21 protein-coding genes and 2 riboswitches are annotated in these 23,938 nt (G+C 36.1%); of the genes, 4 read left to right on the forward strand and 17 right to left on the reverse strand.

What is annotated here, in order from left to right; all coding sequences use genetic code 11:
* Nucleotides 1–25: 25 nt before the first annotated feature.
* Nucleotides 26–125: riboswitch (SAM riboswitch) on the reverse strand.
* A 126-nt stretch (nucleotides 126–251) separates the two neighbouring features.
* The 4 genes from QUF91_RS24980 to QUF91_RS24995 form a co-directional block, all read right to left on the reverse strand.
* Nucleotides 252–1,640: a protoporphyrinogen oxidase gene (locus QUF91_RS24980; RefSeq protein WP_285396139.1), complete on the reverse strand. Its 1,389-nt coding sequence runs from the start codon at nucleotides 1,638–1,640 to the stop codon at nucleotides 252–254.
* A 183-nt stretch (nucleotides 1,641–1,823) separates the two neighbouring features.
* Nucleotides 1,824–3,113, reverse strand: coding sequence for a globin-coupled sensor protein (locus QUF91_RS24985; protein ID WP_285396140.1), 1,290 nt, complete (start codon nucleotides 3,111–3,113; stop codon nucleotides 1,824–1,826).
* A gap of 728 nt (nucleotides 3,114–3,841) precedes the next feature.
* Complete coding sequence (locus QUF91_RS24990) at nucleotides 3,842–5,128, reverse strand: SEL1-like repeat protein (protein ID WP_285396141.1); 1,287 nt, start codon at nucleotides 5,126–5,128, stop codon at nucleotides 3,842–3,844.
* Between the two features lie 57 nt (nucleotides 5,129–5,185).
* Nucleotides 5,186–6,202: a YdcF family protein gene (locus QUF91_RS24995; RefSeq protein WP_285396142.1), complete on the reverse strand. Its 1,017-nt coding sequence runs from the start codon at nucleotides 6,200–6,202 to the stop codon at nucleotides 5,186–5,188.
* A gap of 184 nt (nucleotides 6,203–6,386) precedes the next feature.
* Here QUF91_RS24995 and QUF91_RS25000 point away from each other — a divergent pair, with 184 nt between their 5' ends.
* Nucleotides 6,387–6,848, forward strand: a complete 462-nt coding sequence (locus QUF91_RS25000; RefSeq protein ID WP_285396143.1) for a large conductance mechanosensitive channel protein MscL — start codon at nucleotides 6,387–6,389, stop codon at nucleotides 6,846–6,848.
* Nucleotides 6,836–7,123 (forward strand): DUF2653 family protein, encoded by a 288-nt coding sequence (locus QUF91_RS25005; RefSeq protein WP_285396144.1) that lies wholly within the window; start codon nucleotides 6,836–6,838, stop codon nucleotides 7,121–7,123. The genes QUF91_RS25000 and QUF91_RS25005 overlap by 13 nt, the downstream gene beginning before the upstream one ends.
* Before the next feature lie 453 nt (nucleotides 7,124–7,576).
* On the opposite strand, the gene QUF91_RS25010 is transcribed toward QUF91_RS25005, so the two are convergent.
* The 5 genes from QUF91_RS25010 to QUF91_RS25030 form a co-directional block, all read right to left on the reverse strand.
* Nucleotides 7,577–9,199 carry an S-layer homology domain-containing protein gene (locus tag QUF91_RS25010; protein ID WP_289419727.1) on the reverse strand — a complete coding sequence of 541 codons (1,623 nt, stop codon included), beginning with the start codon at nucleotides 9,197–9,199 and terminating at the stop codon, nucleotides 7,577–7,579.
* Between the two features lie 82 nt (nucleotides 9,200–9,281).
* Entirely contained in the window at nucleotides 9,282–10,448 is a 1,167-nt protein-coding gene (locus QUF91_RS25015; protein WP_285396170.1) for an endonuclease Q family protein, read from the reverse strand.
* 72 nt (nucleotides 10,449–10,520) lie between these two features.
* Nucleotides 10,521–10,691, reverse strand: a complete 171-nt coding sequence (locus QUF91_RS25020) for a hypothetical protein (protein WP_289420140.1) — start codon at nucleotides 10,689–10,691, stop codon at nucleotides 10,521–10,523.
* A 267-nt stretch (nucleotides 10,692–10,958) separates the two neighbouring features.
* Nucleotides 10,959–11,753 carry a heme ABC transporter ATP-binding protein gene (locus QUF91_RS25025; RefSeq protein ID WP_289419728.1) on the reverse strand — a complete coding sequence of 265 codons (795 nt, stop codon included), beginning with the start codon at nucleotides 11,751–11,753 and terminating at the stop codon, nucleotides 10,959–10,961.
* Between the two features lie 5 nt (nucleotides 11,754–11,758).
* Nucleotides 11,759–12,805: a FecCD family ABC transporter permease gene (locus QUF91_RS25030; protein WP_289419729.1), complete on the reverse strand. Its 1,047-nt coding sequence runs from the start codon at nucleotides 12,803–12,805 to the stop codon at nucleotides 11,759–11,761.
* A gap of 149 nt (nucleotides 12,806–12,954) precedes the next feature.
* Nucleotides 12,955–13,144, reverse strand: a riboswitch (cobalamin riboswitch).
* Nucleotides 13,145–13,318: 174 nt separating this feature from the next.
* Here QUF91_RS25030 and QUF91_RS25035 point away from each other — a divergent pair.
* Nucleotides 13,319–13,915, forward strand: a complete 597-nt coding sequence (locus QUF91_RS25035) for a biotin transporter BioY (protein WP_285396149.1) — start codon at nucleotides 13,319–13,321, stop codon at nucleotides 13,913–13,915.
* A gap of 117 nt (nucleotides 13,916–14,032) precedes the next feature.
* The gene (locus tag QUF91_RS25040) at nucleotides 14,033–14,620 is read left to right on the forward strand and encodes a YdhK family protein (protein ID WP_289419730.1); all 588 of its coding nucleotides are present in this window, start codon (nucleotides 14,033–14,035) and stop codon (nucleotides 14,618–14,620) included.
* A 28-nt stretch (nucleotides 14,621–14,648) separates the two neighbouring features.
* Here QUF91_RS25040 and QUF91_RS25045 read toward each other — a convergent pair whose 3' ends face one another.
* The 8 genes from QUF91_RS25045 to QUF91_RS25080 all read right to left on the reverse strand — a co-directional run bounded on the left by QUF91_RS25045 (nucleotide 14,649) and on the right by QUF91_RS25080 (nucleotide 23,754).
* Nucleotides 14,649–15,359: a response regulator transcription factor gene (locus tag QUF91_RS25045; RefSeq protein ID WP_289419731.1), complete on the reverse strand. Its 711-nt coding sequence runs from the start codon at nucleotides 15,357–15,359 to the stop codon at nucleotides 14,649–14,651.
* A 6-nt stretch (nucleotides 15,360–15,365) separates the two neighbouring features.
* Nucleotides 15,366–16,730 (reverse strand): sensor histidine kinase, encoded by a 1,365-nt coding sequence (locus tag QUF91_RS25050; protein WP_289419732.1) that lies wholly within the window; start codon nucleotides 16,728–16,730, stop codon nucleotides 15,366–15,368.
* 338 nt (nucleotides 16,731–17,068) lie between these two features.
* Nucleotides 17,069–17,605, reverse strand: a complete 537-nt coding sequence (locus QUF91_RS25055) for an NADPH-dependent FMN reductase (RefSeq protein ID WP_285396154.1) — start codon at nucleotides 17,603–17,605, stop codon at nucleotides 17,069–17,071.
* A 63-nt stretch (nucleotides 17,606–17,668) separates the two neighbouring features.
* On the reverse strand, nucleotides 17,669–18,286 hold the full coding sequence (locus tag QUF91_RS25060; RefSeq protein ID WP_289419733.1) for a nitroreductase family protein: 618 nt from the start codon (nucleotides 18,284–18,286) through the stop codon (nucleotides 17,669–17,671).
* Nucleotides 18,287–18,395: 109 nt separating this feature from the next.
* The gene (locus tag QUF91_RS25065; protein WP_289419734.1) at nucleotides 18,396–19,379 is read right to left on the reverse strand and encodes a ring-cleaving dioxygenase; all 984 of its coding nucleotides are present in this window, start codon (nucleotides 19,377–19,379) and stop codon (nucleotides 18,396–18,398) included.
* Nucleotides 19,380–19,431: 52 nt separating this feature from the next.
* Nucleotides 19,432–19,866 carry a MarR family winged helix-turn-helix transcriptional regulator gene (locus QUF91_RS25070; protein ID WP_285396157.1) on the reverse strand — a complete coding sequence of 145 codons (435 nt, stop codon included), beginning with the start codon at nucleotides 19,864–19,866 and terminating at the stop codon, nucleotides 19,432–19,434.
* A 379-nt stretch (nucleotides 19,867–20,245) separates the two neighbouring features.
* Nucleotides 20,246–22,468, reverse strand: a complete 2,223-nt coding sequence (locus QUF91_RS25075) for a YcdB/YcdC domain-containing protein (protein WP_289419735.1) — start codon at nucleotides 22,466–22,468, stop codon at nucleotides 20,246–20,248.
* Nucleotides 22,469–22,581: 113 nt separating this feature from the next.
* Nucleotides 22,582–23,754 carry a glycosyl hydrolase family 18 protein gene (locus QUF91_RS25080; RefSeq protein WP_483308110.1) on the reverse strand — a complete coding sequence of 391 codons (1,173 nt, stop codon included), beginning with the start codon at nucleotides 23,752–23,754 and terminating at the stop codon, nucleotides 22,582–22,584.
* Nucleotides 23,755–23,938 lie beyond the last annotated feature (184 nt).

The following is a 23,938-nucleotide window of genomic DNA, read 5'->3' on the forward strand; positions in this document are numbered from 1 at the left end:
TTTTACGTTTCGTAATTGTTTTTCCTTCTCATCTTCGACACATAGGTCTTCTGGATTTAGCACCTGACAAAAAGTTGGTTGCTGAAGCTTCATAGGGCCAGTCCCTCAGCTTCTCTTGATAAGAATGTATTATGAATTTTTTAAATAATTAAAAGAATCATATCGTTTACGAACGATTGAGTCAAGACTATTTCACTGAACAAAAGATATTTTCTACTAAAAAAACATTATATTTTGATTTTATTAAGCAATTACAATAGTTTTTCAGCAAGTTCCTCGCCAATTTTTTTCCCGTTTTGAATACAAGCACCTATGCCTACTCCAAAATAAGAACATCCCGCTATTGATAGATTTGGATAGTTGTTCTCAAGCTCTCGCACTAGACCTTGCAACGCTTCACGATGTGCCAAATCATACTTCGGCATTTGGTCAATCCATTTTGTTACATCGACAACAGTTGGTTTTTCCTCAATGCCTAAGCTTTTTCTTACATCCTCTAGAGCAACAGCTGCTAACTCTTCATCTGTCATCATACGCAATCTCTCATACGCAGGGTTAATGCTTTTATAAAAAAGTCGCACAAGTAATTTTCCTTCTGCAGAAGTGTGTTTCCACTTGCGACTTGTCCACGTTGCTGCATTACATATAACATCAGAATTATGCGAAACAATATAACCTGTTCCATCTGCTGGTAATCTATGGTCAGGTACATCAAATCCTAAGTAAATCGTAATGGCTGATGCAGTATTGAATTGTTCAAAATAGCCGTTCAATGATTCATCTTGCAACAAGTTTTGTACTGAGTCATTAGGAAGTGCCAAAACAATATGATCTGCTTCAATCAATTTATCGTTTGCTAATGTAACCGAGTATTGATTCTCCTGCTTTTTAACACTTGTCGTAGCAATTCCTTTAATAATTTCTACATCCGTTAATGTTTCTTCAAGTCGATCAATTAATGACGATAAACCATTTTTAAATGAAATAAATTTTTTATTTGCGGCTTTCGCAAACTGCTCTCTGTTTGCATCGAAACCTTTAATAATACTACCGTATTCATTTTTATAATCGATTAAATACGGTAAAGTGGAAGCAATAGAAAGTTGATTTAAATCTCCCGAATATACACCTGCAAGTACTGGTGCTATTTGGTTTTGAACAAGCTCCTCACCTAAATAATATGTTAAAAATTCCCCAATAGAGCTTTCCTTTGTAAATCTTTCATTTGGCATTGTTAAATCATTTAATGCTACCTTTTTCCCCTCTTCTGATACAAGCGTGCTTTCCTCAAGAGATTGTAAGCTCATTGGAATACCGAACGTTGAGTCAGCTGGGATGGCATGAAGCTCATTGTTTGTGTAAATATATGAAATACCTGTTTCGTTGTACACAAGATTTTGTTCAAAATGAAGTTCCTCTACTAACTCCATGACACCTTTATGACGCGCTACAATAGAATCTGCTCCTGTTTCCATAATGAAGCCTTGTTCATATGCAGAGTGAAGTTTGCCACCAAGGTATGTATTTTTTTCAACAAGTACAAGCTTAACATCTACGTTTTTCTCCCGAACCTGACGTTGCAAATAATGCATTGTACACAATCCTGTAATTCCGCCACCTAATACAACAACTGTTTTCATATTAAACCGCCCCTATTTTTAGTTCTTTATTTAGTATAAACTTTTTTTCTTAAAAATTATGCTAAACCCTTTACAAATTTAGCAAAAATGGAGCTACCCAGCGTACTGGATAGCCCCATTCTTTTTCTATTAACCTTAGCCCTAAAGTGTGCGGTGCCGTTATGTTCTTTGGCATTTTCTTAATTAATTTAAATTCTGTGTAATATTCGCTAATTTTTCAGCAGAACTTGTTACCTCACCAAAGGCAATCCCTAATTCATTGAGAATTTCCGCTATCGCTAGAACCTCTTTTTCCATACAATCATTTTGTTCTTTAGCTTCTGTCATAGAATCTAATATTTTGGTGAATTGTCCTTCTGTTTGTGCCATATTTTCTTCACCAGATCCGACTTCTTCCTGAATATTACTAAGCGAATGAACAAGTTTATCTGTCCGCTCATTCGTTTTATGTAGTAACGTCGCTACCGATGTGACAGAATCCTTTGTTTGAATCGATAGTTTTCTCACTTCATCCGCAACAACACTAAAGCCTTTACCCGCTTCTCCAGCACGAGCCGCTTCTATAGCTGCGTTTAAAGCTAACAAATTTGTTTGGTTTGCAATGTTCGTGACAACATTCATGATGGATTCCATTTCCTTTGACATTTCGGTCAACTGTTCAATATTTTCTGTTATATCATTAAGTGAATGAATAATATTACTCATATTGTGTGATTGACTTTTTAATTGTTCACGACCTTCTAATGCATGATTCTCCGCCATCGCCGACACTTGAAGGGATTTTTTTGCTAATTGTTTAATCTCAACTGATTGTCTACTTAAGCGCTGAAATGAATTATTTGTTTCCTGAGATATTGTGGCAAGACCTTCAGAAGACTCTACTATTTTCTTCTCTAGCGCTTCTTTTTTTCGTTCCATATCTTCCTTAAGCTGTTCAACAGTATTCTCAAATGCTTCTAAAACCAACTGTTGCTCAAAATTAGAGATTTTTGAAATGGCTCGAATTGTATTGAACTGGTCCTTTGGATGATTAATATATTGCTCAACCAAGTCAATAAATGATACCGACAAATCTTGAAAAGCACAAATATACCATTGTGTTCTAAGTCCAATATGTACATGTACCTTTGCAATTTTAATGCGTCTCAGATAAAACTCTTCATCGATTGAACCATTAAACATTTCGATAATATGACGACGTAGTGTGACTTTCAGTTTTTCTACAGAACTATGTCTATTAATTATATTTACTAAGTCACGTTCAGTTCCAATCATTGAGTAAAACCTGTCAACAATATCATCAATATTATCCACAACAAATGGTTGAAAGGCTTTTAAATATTGTAAATCCTGCTTTGTTAAATTTAGCATTTCTATTTGCTTTATCATTGACTGGCGATTTGGTACATCCATTTTTACAATGTATTGTTGCAAATCTAACGCCGTTGTCTTTCTCTGTTTTTGAAAAATCACACATTTTCCCTCTTTCATATCGTGTACTTTTGCAAAGCTGAGAAAAATCCAATTCCGTTCACCAAAAATATAAGAAATCAAGATTTTAATTAACTATTTTTAGACTGATCACCATAACGTGTGGGCGCTTTCATGGGGGCGGCCACAACTTTTGGTGATGAGCTTATTTTTATCCATTTTATTAATTAGAAGACGCGGATTTCCACTACGGGCTAAGCATAAATAAGCAAAATATCATAGAAAATCCTTTGATTGATCCATAATAACCCTTATTTTCTTAATCAATATACCTGATAATAAAGTACCATCATTTCAGATAACATTACAAAAAATTGGTATAAATAAATAACATTATAATTAGCTATAGCTACTACACTCTTTCAAAATCACTCATTTACCTTATACATTTTATAAATAGCTGTCAATTTTAAGGCATACATTTATTACCATTAACTATATAAAAAGTCCCTATTACCTAACTTATTGTTCAAAGCAGTAAAAAAGCTACCACAATACTTTTCGGTAGCTAATTTTTATCATCTTTTGTTTTTTATACTTATTTTTTCTTGTTTTTGTTTATGGTAATTACATCTTCATTATATTAATATTTTTACAATGAACTTATACAAGTAATATATACCTAAAACAGAGATCAAAACAAATTCGTAAGAACTATCGAAAAAACACAATAATCGAATCTAAATACCTACTATTTTTTAATAAAAAATTTACATTTCTTTTAATCCTTGCAGTAAAATAGCTGCCTCCTCAATACCTGCATCTGCCGCAAGTCCATACCACTTTATAGCCTCTTTAATATTTCTAGTTATTCCGTCCCCTTTATTGTAAATATGTCCTAGTTGTAATTTAGCTTGAGCATCGCCTTGAAGAGCAGCCTGTTTAAACCAATGAATTCCCTTTTCAATATTGCGAATACCAGTTAATCCTTGGCTCCAAATAAAGCCCAAATCATAAAAAGCGTCTACATGATATTGCTCCGCAGCTCTTTCATACCAATATAGTCCACGGTTTGCATCTTTAGCTTGCCTTAAACGCCCCTCTAAATAGATTCCTCCCAACCTATATTGTGCTTCAACATAGCCTGCTTCAGCAGATTTCTTATAGCAGATAAATGCTTGCTCTTCATCAATGTCAACACCTAGTCCCTGCTCGTAAATTATTCCGAGCGTAAACATTGCCTCTGCAACACCTTTTTTCGCGGCGAAGTCGAACCATTTTTTCGCAAGTACCATATTCTCTTGTACACCTTCACCGTTAAAGTACATATCTGCTAAGTTATTCGCTGCATCTGGATGGCCCTGTTTTGCCGCAGCCTCATACAATGTAAAAGCCTGATTATAGTTTTCTTGCACACCTATACCTTCAAAATAAAAATTACCAAGTGCATATTGTGCGTCAGCATTCCCCTGTGATGCTGCTAACTCAAACCACTTAATTGATTTTTCAGGTTGAAAATATTTGCCATCAATTACACTATAATATTCTCCAAGCTGAAATTGTGCATCTGCATCCTGCTCCTCGATGGCATCTTTATATAAATCAATTATTTCCTCATGATCTAGATCTTCTTCATCAAATGCATTTACCTGCTCATCTTGGTGAATAAAATACCATTCCAATATATCAAGTACATCATCAACAACTTCAACGCAATTAGCTAACTTCTCCAATGAAGAAATCTGCCAAATAAATATATAAATAGGGAGTGGAATTGCTTCACGCAGTAAATCATCATATTCAGCTAAAAGTGTCAATACATTCTCCTGTACTGACTGCGTCTGCTCTGGATGTATAATTTGTAAATGTCTTTGTTGATTTTTTTTCAAAAGTCCTCGCACAACTTGATACAATATTTTGTGCAAGGCTGTTAATTGCACTTCTTCTACCATTATCAAATTAATATTTTGTGCAAACCATGTATCTTGTGTTTGCGTGAGCTTTTGTAGGGATTTAATTCGCTCGTTATTTTGTTTTGCTAAAATTTGCCCATACATTAGATTCCCCCCTTGCATTGCCTTAGCATTATTATATGGAAGACAGTTCAAAATTGGTTACACATATGCTCTCAATATTAAGCCGATGAACAATGTGATGATTAAAAAGACAGTGACATGAATCCATTTATACATTTCTAATAAACCGATAAATTCGCGAGTAAAGGCATTTGGTACATAATAAAAGGCTGTCTTTGAACCAACACCTTGTGCATCTATCTTCGCCTTTTTGGCATAAATACTTGCACGAAAAACATGAAAATTATTCGTCACAAATAAGGATCGATATTTTTTTCCTCGAGCATGTTTATCCATAATTTCTTTAGAGAATGCCAGATTCTGTTCAGTATTTGTCGATTGATCTTCCATTAATACTTTTTGAGTTGGTAGTTGATGTACATCAACTATATATTTTTTCATCGCATATGCTTCTGATACGTTTTCATCGCTTCCCTGACCACCTGAGACGATAATATAAGGTCGCTCACCATATTTTTTATATTGCTTGACCGCCTCGTCTAAACGACTAGCTAAAAGCGGCGGTACTTTATCACCAATTAGCCCTGATCCTAATGCAATAATATAGTTTGGCTCATAGAAAATAGGTGTAAAATGGTATAGAGTCGCATAAGCCATTGTACTTGTGTATAAAAACATTGTATAACCAAAAACCAAAAACGCATAGAAGAAAAGAATATGCCAAAATTCATGTTCGATATTCGTAAAAATAACAAATACATACCAAATCATCATGATAAAAAAACTTAAGCCGAATACAGCTAACAATAAATTACGAACTTTACGTCCTTCTTTTTCAAGTAAAACTTTACTATTAAAAAAAGTAGCTATCGATAAAATAAACATCATACTAGGGAAAGTTCCAAGTATAATGACTATTCCCATTTTCGACATAATCCCCTGCTCATTTGGCAGCAATACAGGATAATGGGTAATTATTGTACTCAAAATATCCAACCCTAAAAAACCTAGAACTACCGCATTGAAGAAACGTCTTTTTTCCGTTATATATAACAATAAAAAAATTGCACTTAATAGCACTATTGTTGTATTCAACGTCTCACTCCTTTCTTTTTATAGCATTTTTACACTCTTTCCTATCGACACTTCTTGTTCAAATTTGTCGAAATACCTAATTTAATGGAAGCGATTATTTTATTTTTCGGGATAGTTCATGTAAGATTATTATTAAGAACTAGTTTATGACAAATTTAAAAATTATATTGGAGGAAAGTAAGTAATGAAAAAAATTCTTGCCGCACTTTTTGCAGCTTCACTTATGTTTGCGTCTGTAGGTGCAACCTTGTTCATTTCTGATACACCAACTGCAGAAGCGAAATCCTACAAATCGGGTAAAAAAAGCTATTCGAACAATAACAATAGCTCTAATTTCCAAAAATCTCAGGATAAATCTAAAGACCAAAATAATGTAACAACAAATAAAAATACAAACAAAACAGGTTCAACAGCTAAGAAAGGCGGCTTCTTCTCTGGCGGCCTTATGAAAGGCTTAATGGTTGGTGGTTTAGCTGGCTTATTATTCGGAGGTCTTTTCAGTGGCATGGGTATGCTTGGTAATATTTTAGGCTTAATCGTTAACTTTGCAGCCATTGCTATTATCGTAATGCTAGTTGTAAAAATTATTAATATGTTTAAAGATAAAAAACGTAAAGAGGAAGCACAATCACAATGGCACAAGTAATTAATGAGCAAGATATTATAAATGCAATTTGCTTATCTCAGGCCTACTATAAAAACGTTCGCCCAGAAGATGTGCTTGTAGAGCTAACATACGATGATGACACAGGCTTTGGTGCAGAAGTTGAAGTTAATGGACAAATTGAGATATTCAATACAGCAGCCATGATTGGCGCACTACGTGTATGGATTAAAGATGTCCTACACAGTGATCCATTTTCAACTGGCATTGAACTTGTCCTAGACGATGAGGAAGGCATTATTGCCAGACTATCGTAAATAAGTAAAGAATGAGGCTGGGACAAAACTAGCTGATATTAAAGAAAAAAGAGAAATCGATGCTGTTCGATTTCTCTTTTTCTATGTTTGACCAAGTCATTCTATTTTCTTTTCCCTATTTCTCTGTTAATGGCAGTATATTTCCGGAGATATACTGCCTTGAGAACTTTTGATTGTTTATCGACTAACTTTTTTAATTTATCGACTAACTTTTTCGATTTATCACCCAACTTTTTTAATTTATCACCCAACTTTCGAAAAATATCGACATCTACCTCCATGAAACACTAAATTTGACATCAAAAAAGCGCGAGAAATCAACGTTTCTAAATTGATTTCTCGCACTTCCAGTTTTGTCCCAGCCACTTGTTATTTTCAAGGCGTTTTTTGCCTGTTCTTTGAATCATTTGACTTCATTATTTACAACCTCTACCTTGCATTATTTCACTATCTTTATTTTTTTAATAAACTATTGAAATTTACAAATATTTTTGCTGCATGGCTACGTTTTGTCGGAGCCTCTGGTGAAAATTTCCCTTCACTACCTATAACAATGCCTTGTTCATACAACATAGTTATTGCACGTTTTGTTTCTTCATTGTAAGAGGCAATATCAGAAAATGGTGCTTTTCCTTTCACAGCATAAGGTTGCTTTAGCTGATGTTCATAGGCACGATTAATCATTAATGCTAATTGAGCACGAGTAACTGGCTGTACTGGGTTAAACTTCTCACCTGTTCCCTTCACTAGCCCATATGCATACGCTGCTGCAATTTCTGACTGAGTTCCAACGTCATAGCTTGCGATGTCTGTAAATGGTGCATGTTCCTTCGTCGTTAAACCTAGGCTTCTAACAAGTATACTAGCTGCCTGTGCCCGAGTTACATTTTGCTCAGGTCTAAACGTACCATCTGCGTAGCCGTTCATAATACCTTCTTCTGCTGCCTTCAGGATATATTCCTTCGCCCAATGATTGTCTATATCAGTAAAGCTTACATTTTTCCCTGTCGTAAAAGTAACTGTTGGACTTTGTACACTTTCATTGCCTGCTGCATCAACTGCTTTAACAGCTACCATGTATGCTGTGTTCTCTATTAAATGATCCAAAGTTATAGCCGTTGTATCAGCCTTTTGCGTAAATGATAGCTTACCATTTACATATATATTGTATTTAGTGACACCTACATTATCCTTCGCTTTCTGCCAGCTTAGTTTTGCAGTTGTACTATCTTTCACATTTACTTGGATAGCCTTTGAAACATCCCATAACGTACTTGCTTTAATCGCTGGTAAAAATGCCTCGTTCGCTACTGCTAAATAGCCTGCTTCACTTAAATGAATATTTTCTGGGTTTGGTAAATAGCTTGGAACATCTTTTGCTACAATATCGTATGTCGGTACAAAGATAGCACCCGCATTTTCAACAGTTGTTTTGATCGTCGTATTCATAACTGTTAATAACATTTTAAACTGTTTCTGTAAATCCTCACTATAGTACGGGAAAGAATTATAGTATCCCATAACATAAATTTGAGCGTTCGGATTTAGTTTCTTTATTTCTTCTAAAATAGCGGCAATATTTTTAATTGCTCCTTGCGATGCCTTTAACATCGCTGCTGCATTTATACCAGTTGTCTGAGACTCTTTTAAAATAGGTATTAAATCATTGGCACCTGCTGTCAAAGTAATAATTTCAGCCTCTTTAATAGAGGGACGAAGTTTTACCTTGTCATTTTTATACCCGAATCCTGTCACAGGCTTTTCCACATCATTTTGTATATCTTCCAGTACATTTTTTGTTGTATAGCCTGAATACGCAAATCCCTTATTATAAGAAGTGATGAAACCATCTTGCTGTAAAGCTTGTGCAACAAAATCTGCGTAACCTAAACCGATCATGCCAACCTCATTCATACCATGAGCCAAAGAATCGCCAAGTGCTACGTAATCTGCCTGAGCTACCCAACTTGGCGCTATGTAATCTCTCTGCTCCGCAGCGTTTGCCCCTACTGGTAGCGCTAATTGCAACGCCAGTACACCAGCCGCTAAAAATCGAAATTTCTTTGATAATTGCATACACTCACTCCCCCATCTTTTGCTAATTACTATTTTAATATATGGAGGATGAAAATGGGTTAAATAAGAGAAATTGTTTTTTCTATTCAAGCTGTATCTTCCCATAAATGCCACCACCACCAGCTTCAATTGCCAATTGTCCTGTTCTTGCTAAATCGATCATCTTAGCAATCTTATGTGGTACGATTTGTTCAAGCTGTTCTAGTGAGACTCGATGCAAGATGTTCATCTCTGTACCAAATGCTTGTAGCAATCTTTCCATCATTTTCGGTCCTAAACCTGGAATAAAATCTAGTGGTACTTGGTGAATATACGGTGGTCGAACACGTTTATCCGTCAGCTGCTCTGATAGCTCCATAATACGTAAAGAAACTCCCTTAATAATTTGGATACTTTCACAGTTAGTACAGATTGTTGCCATATTGCTAAGCTGTTCACCACATTTTGCACAGACAGTCTGATGATATTTGCCCAGCAAAGGATTTAAGCCATAATTGGCTGTTACAGCGCGCCCTTGCTGTTCATGTAGCGCCATTTGTAGCTCTGTAAAATTGGCATCAGATAGTCTTAATTTTTGATACTCACGTGCAATTTTCCCAAGCGAATGTGCATCAGAATTGCTGACAAATGTGTATGCTTGAAGCTCTCTGATGTTACTCACCATAGCGGTATCAGAACTTAAACCTAGCTCAATCGCATCTATAAGTTGCGGGTCAAATACTTCTGTTAAACTACGATGCACACCTTTACCAAACAAACTTTTAAACGGTGTAAAAACATGCGCAGGAATAAACAGCCCTCCTAACTCACGAACCTTTTGCTGCAATGTTCGACCATCACAATAGATACGCTGTGAGCTTAAATGAATATTTTTCATATGATAAGACATCCAATTTGAAAATTCCCTCATAAGTAAAAGTGTTGGAAAATAGGCAAGTACGTGGATTGGTCCAAGGCAATGACAATCATAAATCTCAATTTCAGTGCCTGGGATAAGGGTTGTGTCTTTATAACGAAGCCCTCCCTGTTCTAGCTCCTTCAGTTCACCCCGTTCAATCATTTCTGACATTTCATCCATAACCTCTGGTGAATGGCAATCAATAATTCCAATAATATCTAGTCCCTTTCTTGCACTAGAAGTCTCGAGAATTTTTGTTAACGTTAACGATTTACTGCCAGTAATTTTGACAGCGCGTCCACTTAAAGTACGTCCAATATGAATATGTAAATCTGCATATAAATTTTGCATCATTGTAAACACCTCTATTATTTTCAATGAAATAAAAAAACCTCACATTGCTGCAAGGCGTTTCACTCTTAATCATGATGGATGATTGTTGTGAGTACTATTATTTGATTCATAAGCACCTGAGCCCTGTGATGGCATTGTCGAAGAATCATACGCCACTATTGTCACGCCAATTGTCTTCTCTAGCTCATTAATTTTTTCAAGCTGTTGCTGATCTAATTGTGCAAACTTTATCTCTTCCACTTTCATCAATTCCTTTCACGTATACAATTCCCCAAAAAGGATATAAGTATACACGAAGAAAATGAAGCTCTTTCTTCTATTAACAGTTGTCCTATCCATAAATAGCAGGTGTATCTGTTATTGTTGAAAAACAAAATGGTCAAGAAGATCTTTGTAAATTTTGTGGCGCTTTAAATAAGGGTGATTTCCGTCCCAGGCTATTCGTAAAAAAAGCGCCCAGCCGGAACGGAGATCAACCCCTCCTTTTGCCGAAGAACCATACTTTATTTATGTAGTTTTTAAAGCTTTCTTCGTAAATTGCTCAGAGACATACGTTAAATAAGGCTTCCTTGTAAGTGGATGTATTTGAATATCAGCATAAACACCAAATACATCCTGTAATAATTGTGGCGTAAGTACTTCTTCTGGTGTTCCAAAACAAACAATTCGACCTTGCTGTAAAACATAAATTTGATCGCAATACATAGCTGCAATGTTTAAATCATGTATGGCAGCAACAACTGTTAGATGTAGGGTTTGAATTAGATCCATTAGCTGCAATTGATGCTGAATATCTAGATGATTTGTTGGCTCATCTAAAATAAGCATCTGTGCTTGCTGAGCGAGAGCACGGGCAACCATCACACGCTTTTTTTCTCCCCCCGAAAGAGAGCTAAAGCTACGTTTCTCTAAATGAGCAATCCCTGTTTGATCAAGTGCACTTTTTACAATTTGAAAATCTTGTTGTTGATCAAGTTCGAATAGTTTTTTATGGGGTGTTCTCCCCATACTTACTAAATCATGTACGGTAAAGTCGAATAAGACCGGTGTTTCTTGGCTCACAACTGCTAAATTTTTCGCAATGCTTTTACTCGATTGCTTTAAAATATCCTGTTCATTTAATAAGATTGTTCCACTTTCTGGTTTTAATAAACGATACATATTCTTTAGTAGCGTTGACTTCCCACTACCATTAGGACCAATCAGCCCAACGAATTGCTTTTCCTTTATTTGAACACTTACTTCATGTAAAATGCGTTCATCAGAAATGGAGAAAGATACTTGTTTCGCTTCTAATGTCATAATTTCTAATCCCCTTCACCGAAAGAATAATTGTTACGACGTAGCAGCCAAATGAAAAATGGCCCGCCACAAAAAGCCGTGATAATTCCAATTGGCATTTCTTCAGGAGCAATTAAAATTCGGGCAAGTGCATCTGCCCAAACTAAGAAAATCCCCCCTAATAAAGCACTAATCGGTATGACATATTTATGGTTTGAACCTACAATTAGCCGTACAATATGTGGAATGATTAAGCCAACAAATCCGATTGAACCACTGACTGCGACAAGAACACCCGTTAATAATGAAACTAATAAGATAAGTTGAATTCGAAACTGTTGTAAATTAACCCCTAAAGTGACAGCTGCTTCATCTCCAAGAAGTAATAAATTTAAACTTCGATAGTGGAGCCATAGCAAGGCAAACACCACAATAAAAATAACTGTAGGAATTAAAACATTACTCCACTTTGCACCAGCTAAGCTTCCTAGCATCCAAAACATGACTGCCTTCATTCCGCCCTCTTGCTTCGACATCATTAATATAAAATTTGAAATAGCAGATAAAATAAACGACACCGCCATCCCTGAAAGTAAAAGTCGAAAGACAGAAACTCTACCGCCAACACGCGCTAAGAAGAAAACTAACGCCATCGCTGTGAGAGAACCGATAAATGCAGATACGGAAAGAGCATAAACACCAAGAAATGAAAAAGCACCTAAAATGATGACAGCTGTAGCACCAACCGTTGCACCAGAAGAAATCCCTAAAATATATGGTTCAGCAATTGAATTACGAACAAGTGCCTGAATAGCTGCTCCTGCAATTGCCAATCCTGCTCCAACGATAGCAGCGAGCAATACACGTGGAGCTCGGATTTGCCAAATGATAATTTCCTGTGAGCGACTCCAATCTTGTTCTATTCCATTTTGTATAAGTGGGATTTTTGAAAGGATGACCTTCCATACATATTGTGGCGTAACAGAAACCGATCCAACCATTATAGCAATTGTCATTGAAATGAGTAGAACTAGAAGAAGAGTCATTGAGAGTAGTATAAATTTTTTATTCATCTGTTTATTAACTCCTAATCAAAAATAATAGGTACGAAGCAATAAAAAAGGGTATTCCATGCTAAATACGCATAGAAATACCCGAGATTAAACAAAGTAAGAAAGATTTCCTTCTATTGTCCGTAATCGCTTTCATCCTCGTGGGCATTACAGGTATTCGCTAATTGGCAGGTCTCCTGGCTTCGAATCAATGTACTATGATTGCCTTCCCATTCTAGAACAGTGGCTAAATCATCATAGAACTCCTCGTTACAGTTGCGGGACAGCGTCGGATTTGCACCAACTTCCCTTTTAAGTGACACATTTACAAGATGTCACACCATTAGCATCATATATATTTTAAAATTATGACGATTCTATCATATATTTTAATAGTTCGTCTATTACTAGAATTATTCATCCAAATAAGAAGGATAATTATTTTTGTGTTAACCGAATAAAATAATCAAGTTGACACAAAAACTTTATTTTCTTACACTATTATTATCAACATTACTTATTAGGGGTGAAATAATGACAACAGTAGCGGAACACTCGCATCACAAATTAAGAACAGTAGATATTGCTTATATTGGACTATTTTCAACATTGATGATGATTGGCGCTAATATTACTTCCTTTGTACCTTTTATGGTTGTTGGTGGCGTACCAATTACGCTGCAAACATTTTTTGCTATATTAGCAGGACTGATTCTTGGTAGTAGAAAAGGTGCACTCGCTTGTACTGTTTATATGTGCATCGGTTTAGCAGGCGCACCTGTATTTGCACGTTTCAGTGGTGGCTTTGGACAAATCTTAAGTCCTACATTCGGTTTTATTGTCACTTTTATATTAGCTGCATATGTTGCAGGGCTTATTGTAGAGCGCAGCGGAACGAAAAAAAGCTATGTAATTGCTGCTTTAATTGCAACTGCCATTAATTATTTACTTGGAACGAATTGGATGTATTTCGCCTATAAGCTATGGGCTAGTGCTCCAGATGCTTTTTCTTATAAGATGGCATGGCTTTGGATGATGCCTCCATTACCAAAGGATATTATTTTAGCTATATTTGCCGGTATTTTTGCCTACCGCCTACAAAAAGTATTGAAAATAATTCCTGTTAAATAACAGAAACCCTTCTTTAGTTTGATGCTAAAGAGGGTTTTTTTTCTTGTAAGACTGCTATCCACAATTTCTGCACATTTATTTGCTACATTAAGGGCAAATAAGGAGGAGGAAATTAACATGATATTAAAAAGACAATGGCCTATTGGCATACTGACAGCATTAGCTTTACTAACATTATCAGCTTGCTCTACCAGTTCAACTAAGCCGGAAACCAATTCAAAAAATAACACCGAAACTGAGCAGAGCACTGAGATGGATCATTCTATGATGAACCATTCAAGCTCTAGTGAAGTACCAACAACTTTGAAAAATGCTGAAAAACCAAAGTTTCCTGTTGGAAGCACCGCCATTATTACGGATGGTCATATGGCAGGTATGAAAGGCGCAGAAGCAACGATTGTTGGCGCTTATGATACGACAGCCTACATTGTCTCCTATGAGCCAACTACAGGTGGAAATCGCGTAGATAATCATAAGTGGGTTATTCATGAGGAATTGATAGATTCAGGTGAAGCTCCATTGGCTCCTGGTACAGAAATCAAAACGAATGCATCTCATATGGAAGGGATGGAAAATGCGACTGTCCATATAGATGAGGCACTACAAACGACAGTTTATATGATTGATTATACGTCTACAACTATAGGTGAAGCAGTGAAAAACCATAAATGGGTTACGGAAGAAGAGCTAGCAACAAAAAAATAAAAATTCAACCTCTGCGGGAATTCTTCCATCAGAGGTTGTTATTTCTAGCTTCTAAAGGCTTTCGATCAGCTGACTTATGCCATTTATAGCCGATTCCCCAAACTGTTTGTAAGTACTCATCAGCTGGAAAACCACTTTTTCGTAATTTTTCTCGTAAATTACGGACATGTGAATCAATAGTTCGATCTTCAATTGATACGTTATAACCCCAGACTGTATTAATGAGATGTTCTCTTGAGAAAACTTTATTTTGATAATCAAGAAATAACGCTAACATTGCAAATTCTTTCGGCGTTAAAGGAATAGCCTCTTGTTGAAAATATAATTCAAAGGATTCTTTATTTAAACGTAGCCCTTCAAAGAAAATAACTTTTTCTTCAACTTTCGTTCTTCTTAATACAGCATTTATACGAGCTAGTAACTCTTCTTCATCGAAAGGCTTTAAAATATAGTCGTCTGCCCCAATATTTAACCCTTTTATGATATCAGCCTGCTCCCCTTTTGCTGTTAGCATAATCACTGGTATATCCGAAAACTTCCTTATTTCCTGACAAGCTTGCCAGCCATCCATCTCTGGCATCATAATATCTAACAGCACTAAGTCTATATGATTTTCCTCTAAATACACTAGAGCATTTCTAATCGATGTCATTGCTATACAATGAAACGTAGGCTCTAAGTAAAGAGATAGTAAATCTAGCATCCTTGGTTCATCGTCAATTAGTAATAATGTTTTCATTCGTTCCTACTCCTTAAACAGTAATTCAAAAGTAGTCCCTTTGTTTTCCTCACTAAAAACGGTTACTTCTCCTCCTTGTGCATGTACAAGTTCTTTGACAATAGCGAGGCCTAATCCTGAACCTCCATGCGCACGTGTACGAGATTTTTCTACCCTATAAAAGCGTTCAAAAATATAAGGTAAATCCTTCTTCGGAATCCCTTTCCCAGTATCTTTTATAATAATTTTTAACAAGTTACTGTGTCTTTTCACAATTACGGAAGTCGAATCTCCTGAGGAACAATACGTTAATGCGTTATTTAAAAGATTTAAAATAATTTGCTCAAGTCTTGCCGAATCAGCCATTAATGTTAATCCCTCTTCACATTGAACAAAAAAATCTATTTGTTTTTCCTGAAAAGCAGGGCTCAGCTTGGCTTCAATATTAACCAAAAACTCATCCAAATGAAGATATTCCTTGTCAATAACAAAAGAATTTTCATCCATTTTTGCTAAATCAAATAAGTCTTTTATTAAACGAGAAAGTCGATTTGTTTCTTCTATAATAATGCTTAAATATTTTTGGCGATCTTGCTCCGTCAAATCACGTTTATAAAGTATGTCTGTATACCCTTTTATAAACGTTAATGGTGTTCTAAGCTCATGGGCAATACTTGATAAAAATTCCTTTCTCTCTTCTCTTAAATGTTGTAAATCATCTGATAAAAGCTGTATTGCATTAGAAAGATCGCTTAATTCATCTTTACCATTAGTAGAAAGGGCCACCGTAAAATCCCCTTTACTCATTTTCAAAGTAGCTTCTTTCATTTGAACTAATGGGTAGGCGAGCTTTCTAGACAAAACAATAATGACTGCAATGGTCACCAATCCTGAAATAATACCAACAATTAGAAAATGCTTATTTAAGCGTTCCATTAATGCATGGATAGAATCTGTATTTTGAAACATAAAAACATAGCCAATTGTCGTTTGCTGTTTTTGGATAGGACTAATTGTTGCAATATATTTCTCCTCCTGCCAATTATCCTGCAATACCTTTCCATTATAAGGAACGTTATCCTCGAGCTTCTTTATATAAGCTCTTATTTCAGGGTGTGGCTGTGAAGCAGCTAATAGTTTTCCAGCCTTATCTGAAATAACAACATCCGTATTTTCTTTTGATTCCATTAATACTACGTGAGCTAATGTTTCCTTATCGAAATTTTGCTCTAATATTGTTCGATGTGAATTTCCCCTTGCCTGCAAGCTCTTTAATTCCTCTTCAACTCTAGAATTGGTCAAAGACGCATGTAAGAAAAGCATCATAAATGTTTCAATACAAAATAATGTGCTAAAAAAGATTATTCCAAGCTTAAGTGAAAGTTTTTTCATCCTCTAACCACCAATATAGGATTTCATAAAAGTATAACGTTAATATATGAAGATTTCATGCAGAAATAAATCTTATAAAGCGAGAGGTTGATTTCCGTTCCGGCTGAAGCTACTTGACGCTCACTCACAGGAAAACGGGTAGCCTAGAACGGTAATCACCCTCATGTAAAGCGGCTCAACATTCACACATTTTTTTATCAATACTAAGAGGTTGGGACATAAGTATATTTCTGAAGCAAAATTACAATATTTCACATCAGAAAAGCGCAAGAAATCAACGTTTCTACAATTGATTTCTCGCGTTTTTTAAGGTTTTGACCAGTTATGTCCTAGCCTCTTTATTTTTTCATCCAGTTTAAGAAGTTATCAATAACTACATCAAGGAATTTAACAGTACTCTCATCTGTTAAATTGCCTTCTTCATCAAATTTAGTGTGCACAGCTCCAATATAAACGTCATTACCACTAAGTAATGGTGAATTAACACCAGGTGAGAATAAAATATCTCGTAAATGTAATTGTGCTTTAACCGTACCTAAGTTACCCATTGATGCCCCCATCATGAACGATGGCTTGCCAATCATTACTTTGTCCACACGAGATAACCAATCAATAGCGTTAACCATAACACCTGGCACAGTACCATTATATTCTGGTGTTACCCAAAGAACTGCATCTGCCGCTTTAACTTTTGCTTTAAAATCAAGTACTGTTTGTGGTGCTTCATTTTCGATATCTTGGTTATACATTGGTAGATCTTTTAAGCTTACTATTTCAAGATCAAATTTCTCTGTATAACGTTTTTGAATGAATTTTGCTAATTGCATATTATAAGACTCTTTGCGGATACTACCTACGATTGCTACTACTTTCATAAATGCTTCCTCCTAAACATACATTAACTTTATTATTTATAAACAATTCTATTTTATACTACCCTAATAATAGGTAGCAAATTCCTCAACCGGTTTACGATAACCTCGTAAGCGGCGACTGCTTTCTTTTTCCTTACCAATTGTCATCATTAGTGCAATTTCATGTGTTTCTGGCACATTAAAAAGAGCTCTCATTTGTTGCTGATCAAAGCCGATCATTGGGCATGTATCCCATCCACGGTTTTTGGCTGCTAGCATAAATAGCATAGCTGAAAGTGAAGCGTTACGAATCGCTTCTTCCTTCATGAATTCCTTGCCACGTTCTTCATAAAATTTTGTATTTTCATCAACAAGATTGTCTAATTCACAAGCAGTAATAATGCCTAAGTCTACCATCCCTTGACTAAGGTTAGCTGTATTTTTATAGGCTTCCTTATCCCCTAAGACAAGGATGACCCCTGAAGCTGAATGCACTTTATATTGCCCATTAGCTGCTTCTCTTATTTTTTCTTTCATTTCTTCATCCAAGACAAGGATGTAATTCGTATGCTGTAAATTAAAGGCTGACGGAGCAAGCTTTACATCCTCCAAAATGGGGCGTATATCTTCTTCTGTCATTTTGATGCCCTCTATAAAATTATTTGCAGAACGGCGCTTATCTATTAGCTTTGAAAATTCCATTTATCTAACCCTCTTTCTTAAAAAAAGTCAAAATCATGTAGCTGTTAAGAGTATGTAATTGCCATTCATCAGTGTATCGTGCTTCACTGCAAAAATGGCAAAAAAAGTATTACTCATTTTCTTTATCGAACGTAATCGTACTTCTTACAGTGTCAATAGGGCGAACAAGCTCTTCGATTTGTGCACGCTTTGGCTCTAAAAATGGTGGCAATGATAATTTTTCACCTAAAGTTTCATAAGGCTCATCTCCCATAAACCCTGGGCCATCAGTTGCTAGCTCGAATAAAATTTGTGGTGCTACTCGTGCATAAAGTGATTCAAAGAAATGACGATTTACATAACCAGAAGTATGGAAGCCAAAGCCTTCAAATCGTTCAGTCCATTCATCTAATACAGCCCGATTCTCTACACGGAACGCTGCATGATGTACTGTACCGAAGCCTTGACGAGCTACTGGTAAAACTGAGTTAAATTCTACAACCATTTGTGCACCATTTCCGCCTTCACCAACCTCAAATAGATGGAAATCCCCTTCCTCCGCAATTTCTGTAAAGAGCATCACTTTCTCTAGCACCTCTTTGAAATGTTTAAAGTTAGCCACTCTAACAAAAACCGGGCCTAAGCCTGTAATCGCATATTCAAGTGGTATCGGTCCATCCTGCCATGGCGTACCTGATGCAATACCTGTATTATTTTCATCAGAGATAAGTTGATACTGCTGATCATCAAAATCAACGAAAGATAAAGTTTTCTTGCCAAACTGCTCTTTAATACCTGTATGTTTAACATTTAATCGATTAAAGCGTTTTATCCAATAGTCCAATGCTACATCTGTTGGAACTCGGAATGATGTTTTTGATATTTCATTTGTTCCATGTATACCTTTTTGAATGTTCGGGAAGTCAAAGAAAGTCATATCTGTACCAGCACTTCCTTTATCATCTGCAAAGAATAAATGATATGTTTGGATATCATCCTGATTAACCGTTTTTTTCACTAATCGCATTCCTAACACATAAGTAAAAAATTTATAATTCTCTTCCGCACTACTTGTAATAGCAGTAACGTGGTGAATTCCTTTTAAATGATTCATTCTATATTTCCTCCCATTTATCTCGAATTCGAGATATTTACGTAAAAATTTTTTATTTTTTTATTGCATTCAAGCCAACCTTTTTCAAAGACAGAATCATTGTCTCCATCTCCTGTTGATCTAATACTGCAAAAATGTCGTTAATTTTTTGTTCATGCTTTGGAAATATCTCTTCCATTAAAGTCTTTCCTTCAGATGTTAATAAAACATATGTGACACGACGATCATTCGGGCAAGCATGTCGATACACGAAGCCTTTTTGTTCGAGCTTATCAATAACATACGTAATACTACTGCTTGCGATTAATATTCTCTTTCCAATCATTTGAATTGGTTGCTCACCATGGTGGTACAAAAACTCAAGTACCGAAAATTCGGTTTGATTTAAATCATATTGAAGTAAATCTTTCTTTGTTGCATCCTGAATCGATTGATACGCCCGGAACAAGACCGTAAAAGCTTTTAAATTACGATTGTCTTCCTTCATCCGACTCCCTCATCTCATTTACTTCGAATTAAATTATCTTTAATTCGAGATAATAATATCATATAGACTTCTTAACAGCAATCTTTTTGTTTTGCTGTAATCTCCTAAAGTACAATGTTGCTCATTTATTCGTGCCTCTGTAAAGACGATAAACCTTAGCAAAATTAAAAGAGCCAGCAAACTAATTATTGTGTTAACTGGCCGTTGTTCAGTTGAAGCATCGGCAGGGACATTTTGTACTTTTTCCTTATTACACCCATAAAGTATTACGATCATTAACAAAACAGCTAACAATAATTTTATTCTCATCTTCCCACCAAAACCGCCTACAAAAAAAAGAGTATCCCCAACTATTAGGAGATACCCTTTTCATGTTCGATTACCAGTAATTGCGATTGCTGTTATTTTCATTAACAGCTTTTGCTACACGAACTGTTGAGACAGCTAAATCTGCATATGTCACTTTCTCAGTAGCGTTAAATTTATTTTGCTGTGCATCCATTAGTCCCATTGCGCTTACTAAAGCAACATAGCCTGCATGCGCTGAATCAATTGTGCCTGCATCAGTGAAGTTTAACTTGTAAATGTCACTATGTTTTGCTGCTTTTTCTAAATCTAGTACACGTACTAACCATTGTGCCAGCTCTTGACGAGTCAATGTTGCATCAACTTCAAATTTATCAGCCGGTTGTAAAATACCCATTCTTACAGCTTGTTCAACAGTTCCATATAATGGATGCTTTTTATCAATATTGTTGAAGGATTGCTTATCGTTGTTCCCACCATAAGGACCAAAATCAGAATATCCATATGATAATGATTTAACTAAAATTTTCAAAGCTTCTCCCTTTGTTACAGCTGCATCAGCATTAAAGTTAGCTGGGTCTTTAACGTCTAACACATTTTGGCGATATAAATAAGTTAGTTCTTCTCCAGCTGTTGGATGTGAAATAGCTGGTTTTTCTTTAGAATCATCCGCTTTCAGTAGCCATTCGCCAGTTGTTGCATCAATATTATTGGATAGGATTCCATTATAAACTGGAGAGTATACTAAATTATAGTGGTTATTACCCTCTCCATCCTGTTTTGAATACTGCAGATTTAGTTTTAGCCCATCACTGAACATTGCTTTTGCTTTATCAGCAGAAACAGCCTTGTTTACAGACGGCCAATTATCAATCTTGTGATTATTAACATGTAAACCACATAACTTTCCATCTGCACTGATACCAACAGAAATTTCATCCCCCATTACAGCAATGCCATTAACAATACGTGGGAACGAGAAGAAATATTGCTTACTATACTTATCATATGTTGGATCTTCAAGTGGTTTTGAATAGTTATGAATATATGACGGAGCCAACTCTTTTAAGTAGCCTATTGCCTTTGCTAACGCAGCATCTTTTGAGATTGGCTCTACTTTATCATTCGTCTCCAAGGATTCATCACCTATATCCCAGAAGTTTATAATCTCACCTGTTGCTTTGTTCACTTCAATTGTTGTTCCTGAGCCATGATTTCCATAATCATACATGTAATGTACTGAATAAATTGACTCGCCATTTTCATTTTCTCTTTCATCAATCGATTCAATTCGCAGCTTTACTTTGTCTGAATCAAATTTTAAGAGAGACTTCACTAACTCTTCAACTTCAGCTAATGTCATATTTTTCTTTCTAGGCTCAAGTGGTTGTGCTGAAAGTTTTTCCACACCTTTTGTCTTCGGCACCTGTGAAGTAAAACCAGTTGTTGTTTGCCACTGCCCATTTAATGCATTTACACCAATGAAGTTTGTCGGCATGTATACAAGCTTAGCAATTGCTTCATCTGATTGGTGGTTATAGTCAATTAAATAACGTAACTCTACTGATAAGTTTTCACGAATCTGTGCAAGTACATCTGTCTCATTCTTTTTCTGTTCTAAGCTGTCAAATGTTGCTTTACTAGTTGACTCAGTATTACGATACATCCCCACAACTTCACCATTTGCTAGAACTTCGATATACACACTCTCATCACTAAATGGCACACCATTATGAGTTGGCGAATAAGCGAATGAATACGAAATTGGTTCTGATATCGGTCTACTGAAACCAAAATCATCATTCCTTACATCTTCACGAAGTTTGTAATTGGCAGTATTAGGCATTTTCTTCAGGAAGTCGTCGGCAACTTTTTTTGCGTCAACCTTTGAATATTTAGCAGGATAAATTGCATCCGCTACATTGGCAGGCTGATAGTAGAAGTTTTCTAATTCTAAAGCGTCACCTTTAAAAGTAAAGCCACCATGAACGTCTTTACCATCGACTTTCTTATGGAAGCTTAATTCATAGCGTACCGTTTTATCATCATTATAGTAATGCCCTTGTCCCATATCGAAATCATTCTCTGTTACAAAACTGAATTTACCTGGAAATAATGTATTCAGTTGCTTAATAAGCATACTTTTTGTTACTTTAGTTTCTGTTGAATCTACTTGAATTGCGACTCTTTCTGGAGATTCCTTTACATTTGCAGAAGCCTGTGCCATTGGTGAAAGTACACCGACAGAAAATGCAGTAGATGTTAGGATGATACCTAACTTTTTAAAGTTTACCAAAAAATCCCTCCTAGAATACTATTTGCCATAATTATAATATACATTGCCAAAAATGGAAATGATATTTTCGAATTATTCCTTCTTAGAGCCATTTTTATTGCTCCTAACGATCCTTATTTCTTCACTACATCGAAATTGGACCCGATTAATAACCAATTTTGCGGGAATGGTAGACCTAACTTCCAATAGCCTATTCCTCGAAGTTTATATTGTTTGATTAAATCGAACTTTGCCTGAATTGATCTTGCATCCTCAAACCACACTACATGCGCTCTCCCTTGTTCATCATAGTATTCAAAGAAAGGTGCTTGAGACCTCAAATCATACTGAATGGCTGCATTATATTTCTTAGCAAGCTCGATAGCTGCTTGTGGACTAACTGCTTTTGCATATGGTCCCCCTTGTACAAAAGGCAGTGTCCAGTCATAGCCATATAAATTTTGTCCAAGTAAAATTTTGTCCCGAGGTATCTCACTTACTGCATATTTTACAACTGCCTCTACCTCTGGAAGTGGCGACACTGCCATAGGAGGCCCTGCAGAATACCCCCATTCATACGTCATTAACATAACAAAATCCACTATTTCTCCATGGGCTTTATAATCATGGGCCTCAGTCCACGGGCCTCTCTCGCTTGCACTTGTTTTTGGAGCTAACGCTGTCGATACTGTATACCCCTGTGGATGGAATCGATTCACGGCTCTCCTTAAAAAATTGTTATACGCTTGTCGTTGATCGCCTGGCAAATGCTCAAAATCGAAATGAATATCTCTAACGTTTCCTAACCTCTTTGCCTCTTCAAGAATATTATCAAAGAGCAAATCCTGTACTGCTGTACTTTGAAAAATATCCCTTGCTAAATCACCACTAAAAGTAAAATCCTCCAAATTCGAGACAACCATTGCTAGAGAAGCTCCTGTATCCTTAGCAATTTGCGGCACACCTTGACTCGGCGGTCTCTTAAGCGTTCCATCTCGTCTCGCCTCATAGCTAAATAAAGCAAGATAAGTTAAAAAAGGACCCGCTTCTCTTACCTGACTCAATAATGGTTCACTAACAGATGTCCCTCTCGGCTCTAAATATGCCAATGTTTCAGCTCTTGTTTTTGGTTGAGGTGGAATATAAAGTCGCATACCTATCGATAAAGGTTGACTCGGACTAATATTGTTCACCTGAGCAAGTGTTAAATAATTAATACCAAAGCGTTGACCGATTGAATATAGACTATCTCCTGACTGTACATAATAAAAACTTCCGACAATTGGAATCACAAGAGCTTGCCCTATAACTAATCGATTTGGTTCAGGGATTTGATTGGCATCTACAATACTTTGAACTGTTGTCCCATAAGCCTGCGCAATCCCCCAAACGGACTCCCCTGCCCGTACAACATGTATTTGAATGTCAGTGCCTCCTTCCTTCTAGCTTGATAAAATCACACCTATAAAGCTTATGAATTAGGAATGGAAA

Origin of the sequence: Lysinibacillus sp. G4S2 (assembly GCF_030348505.1) — a bacterium.
GTDB lineage: Bacteria > Bacillota > Bacilli > Bacillales_A > Planococcaceae > Lysinibacillus.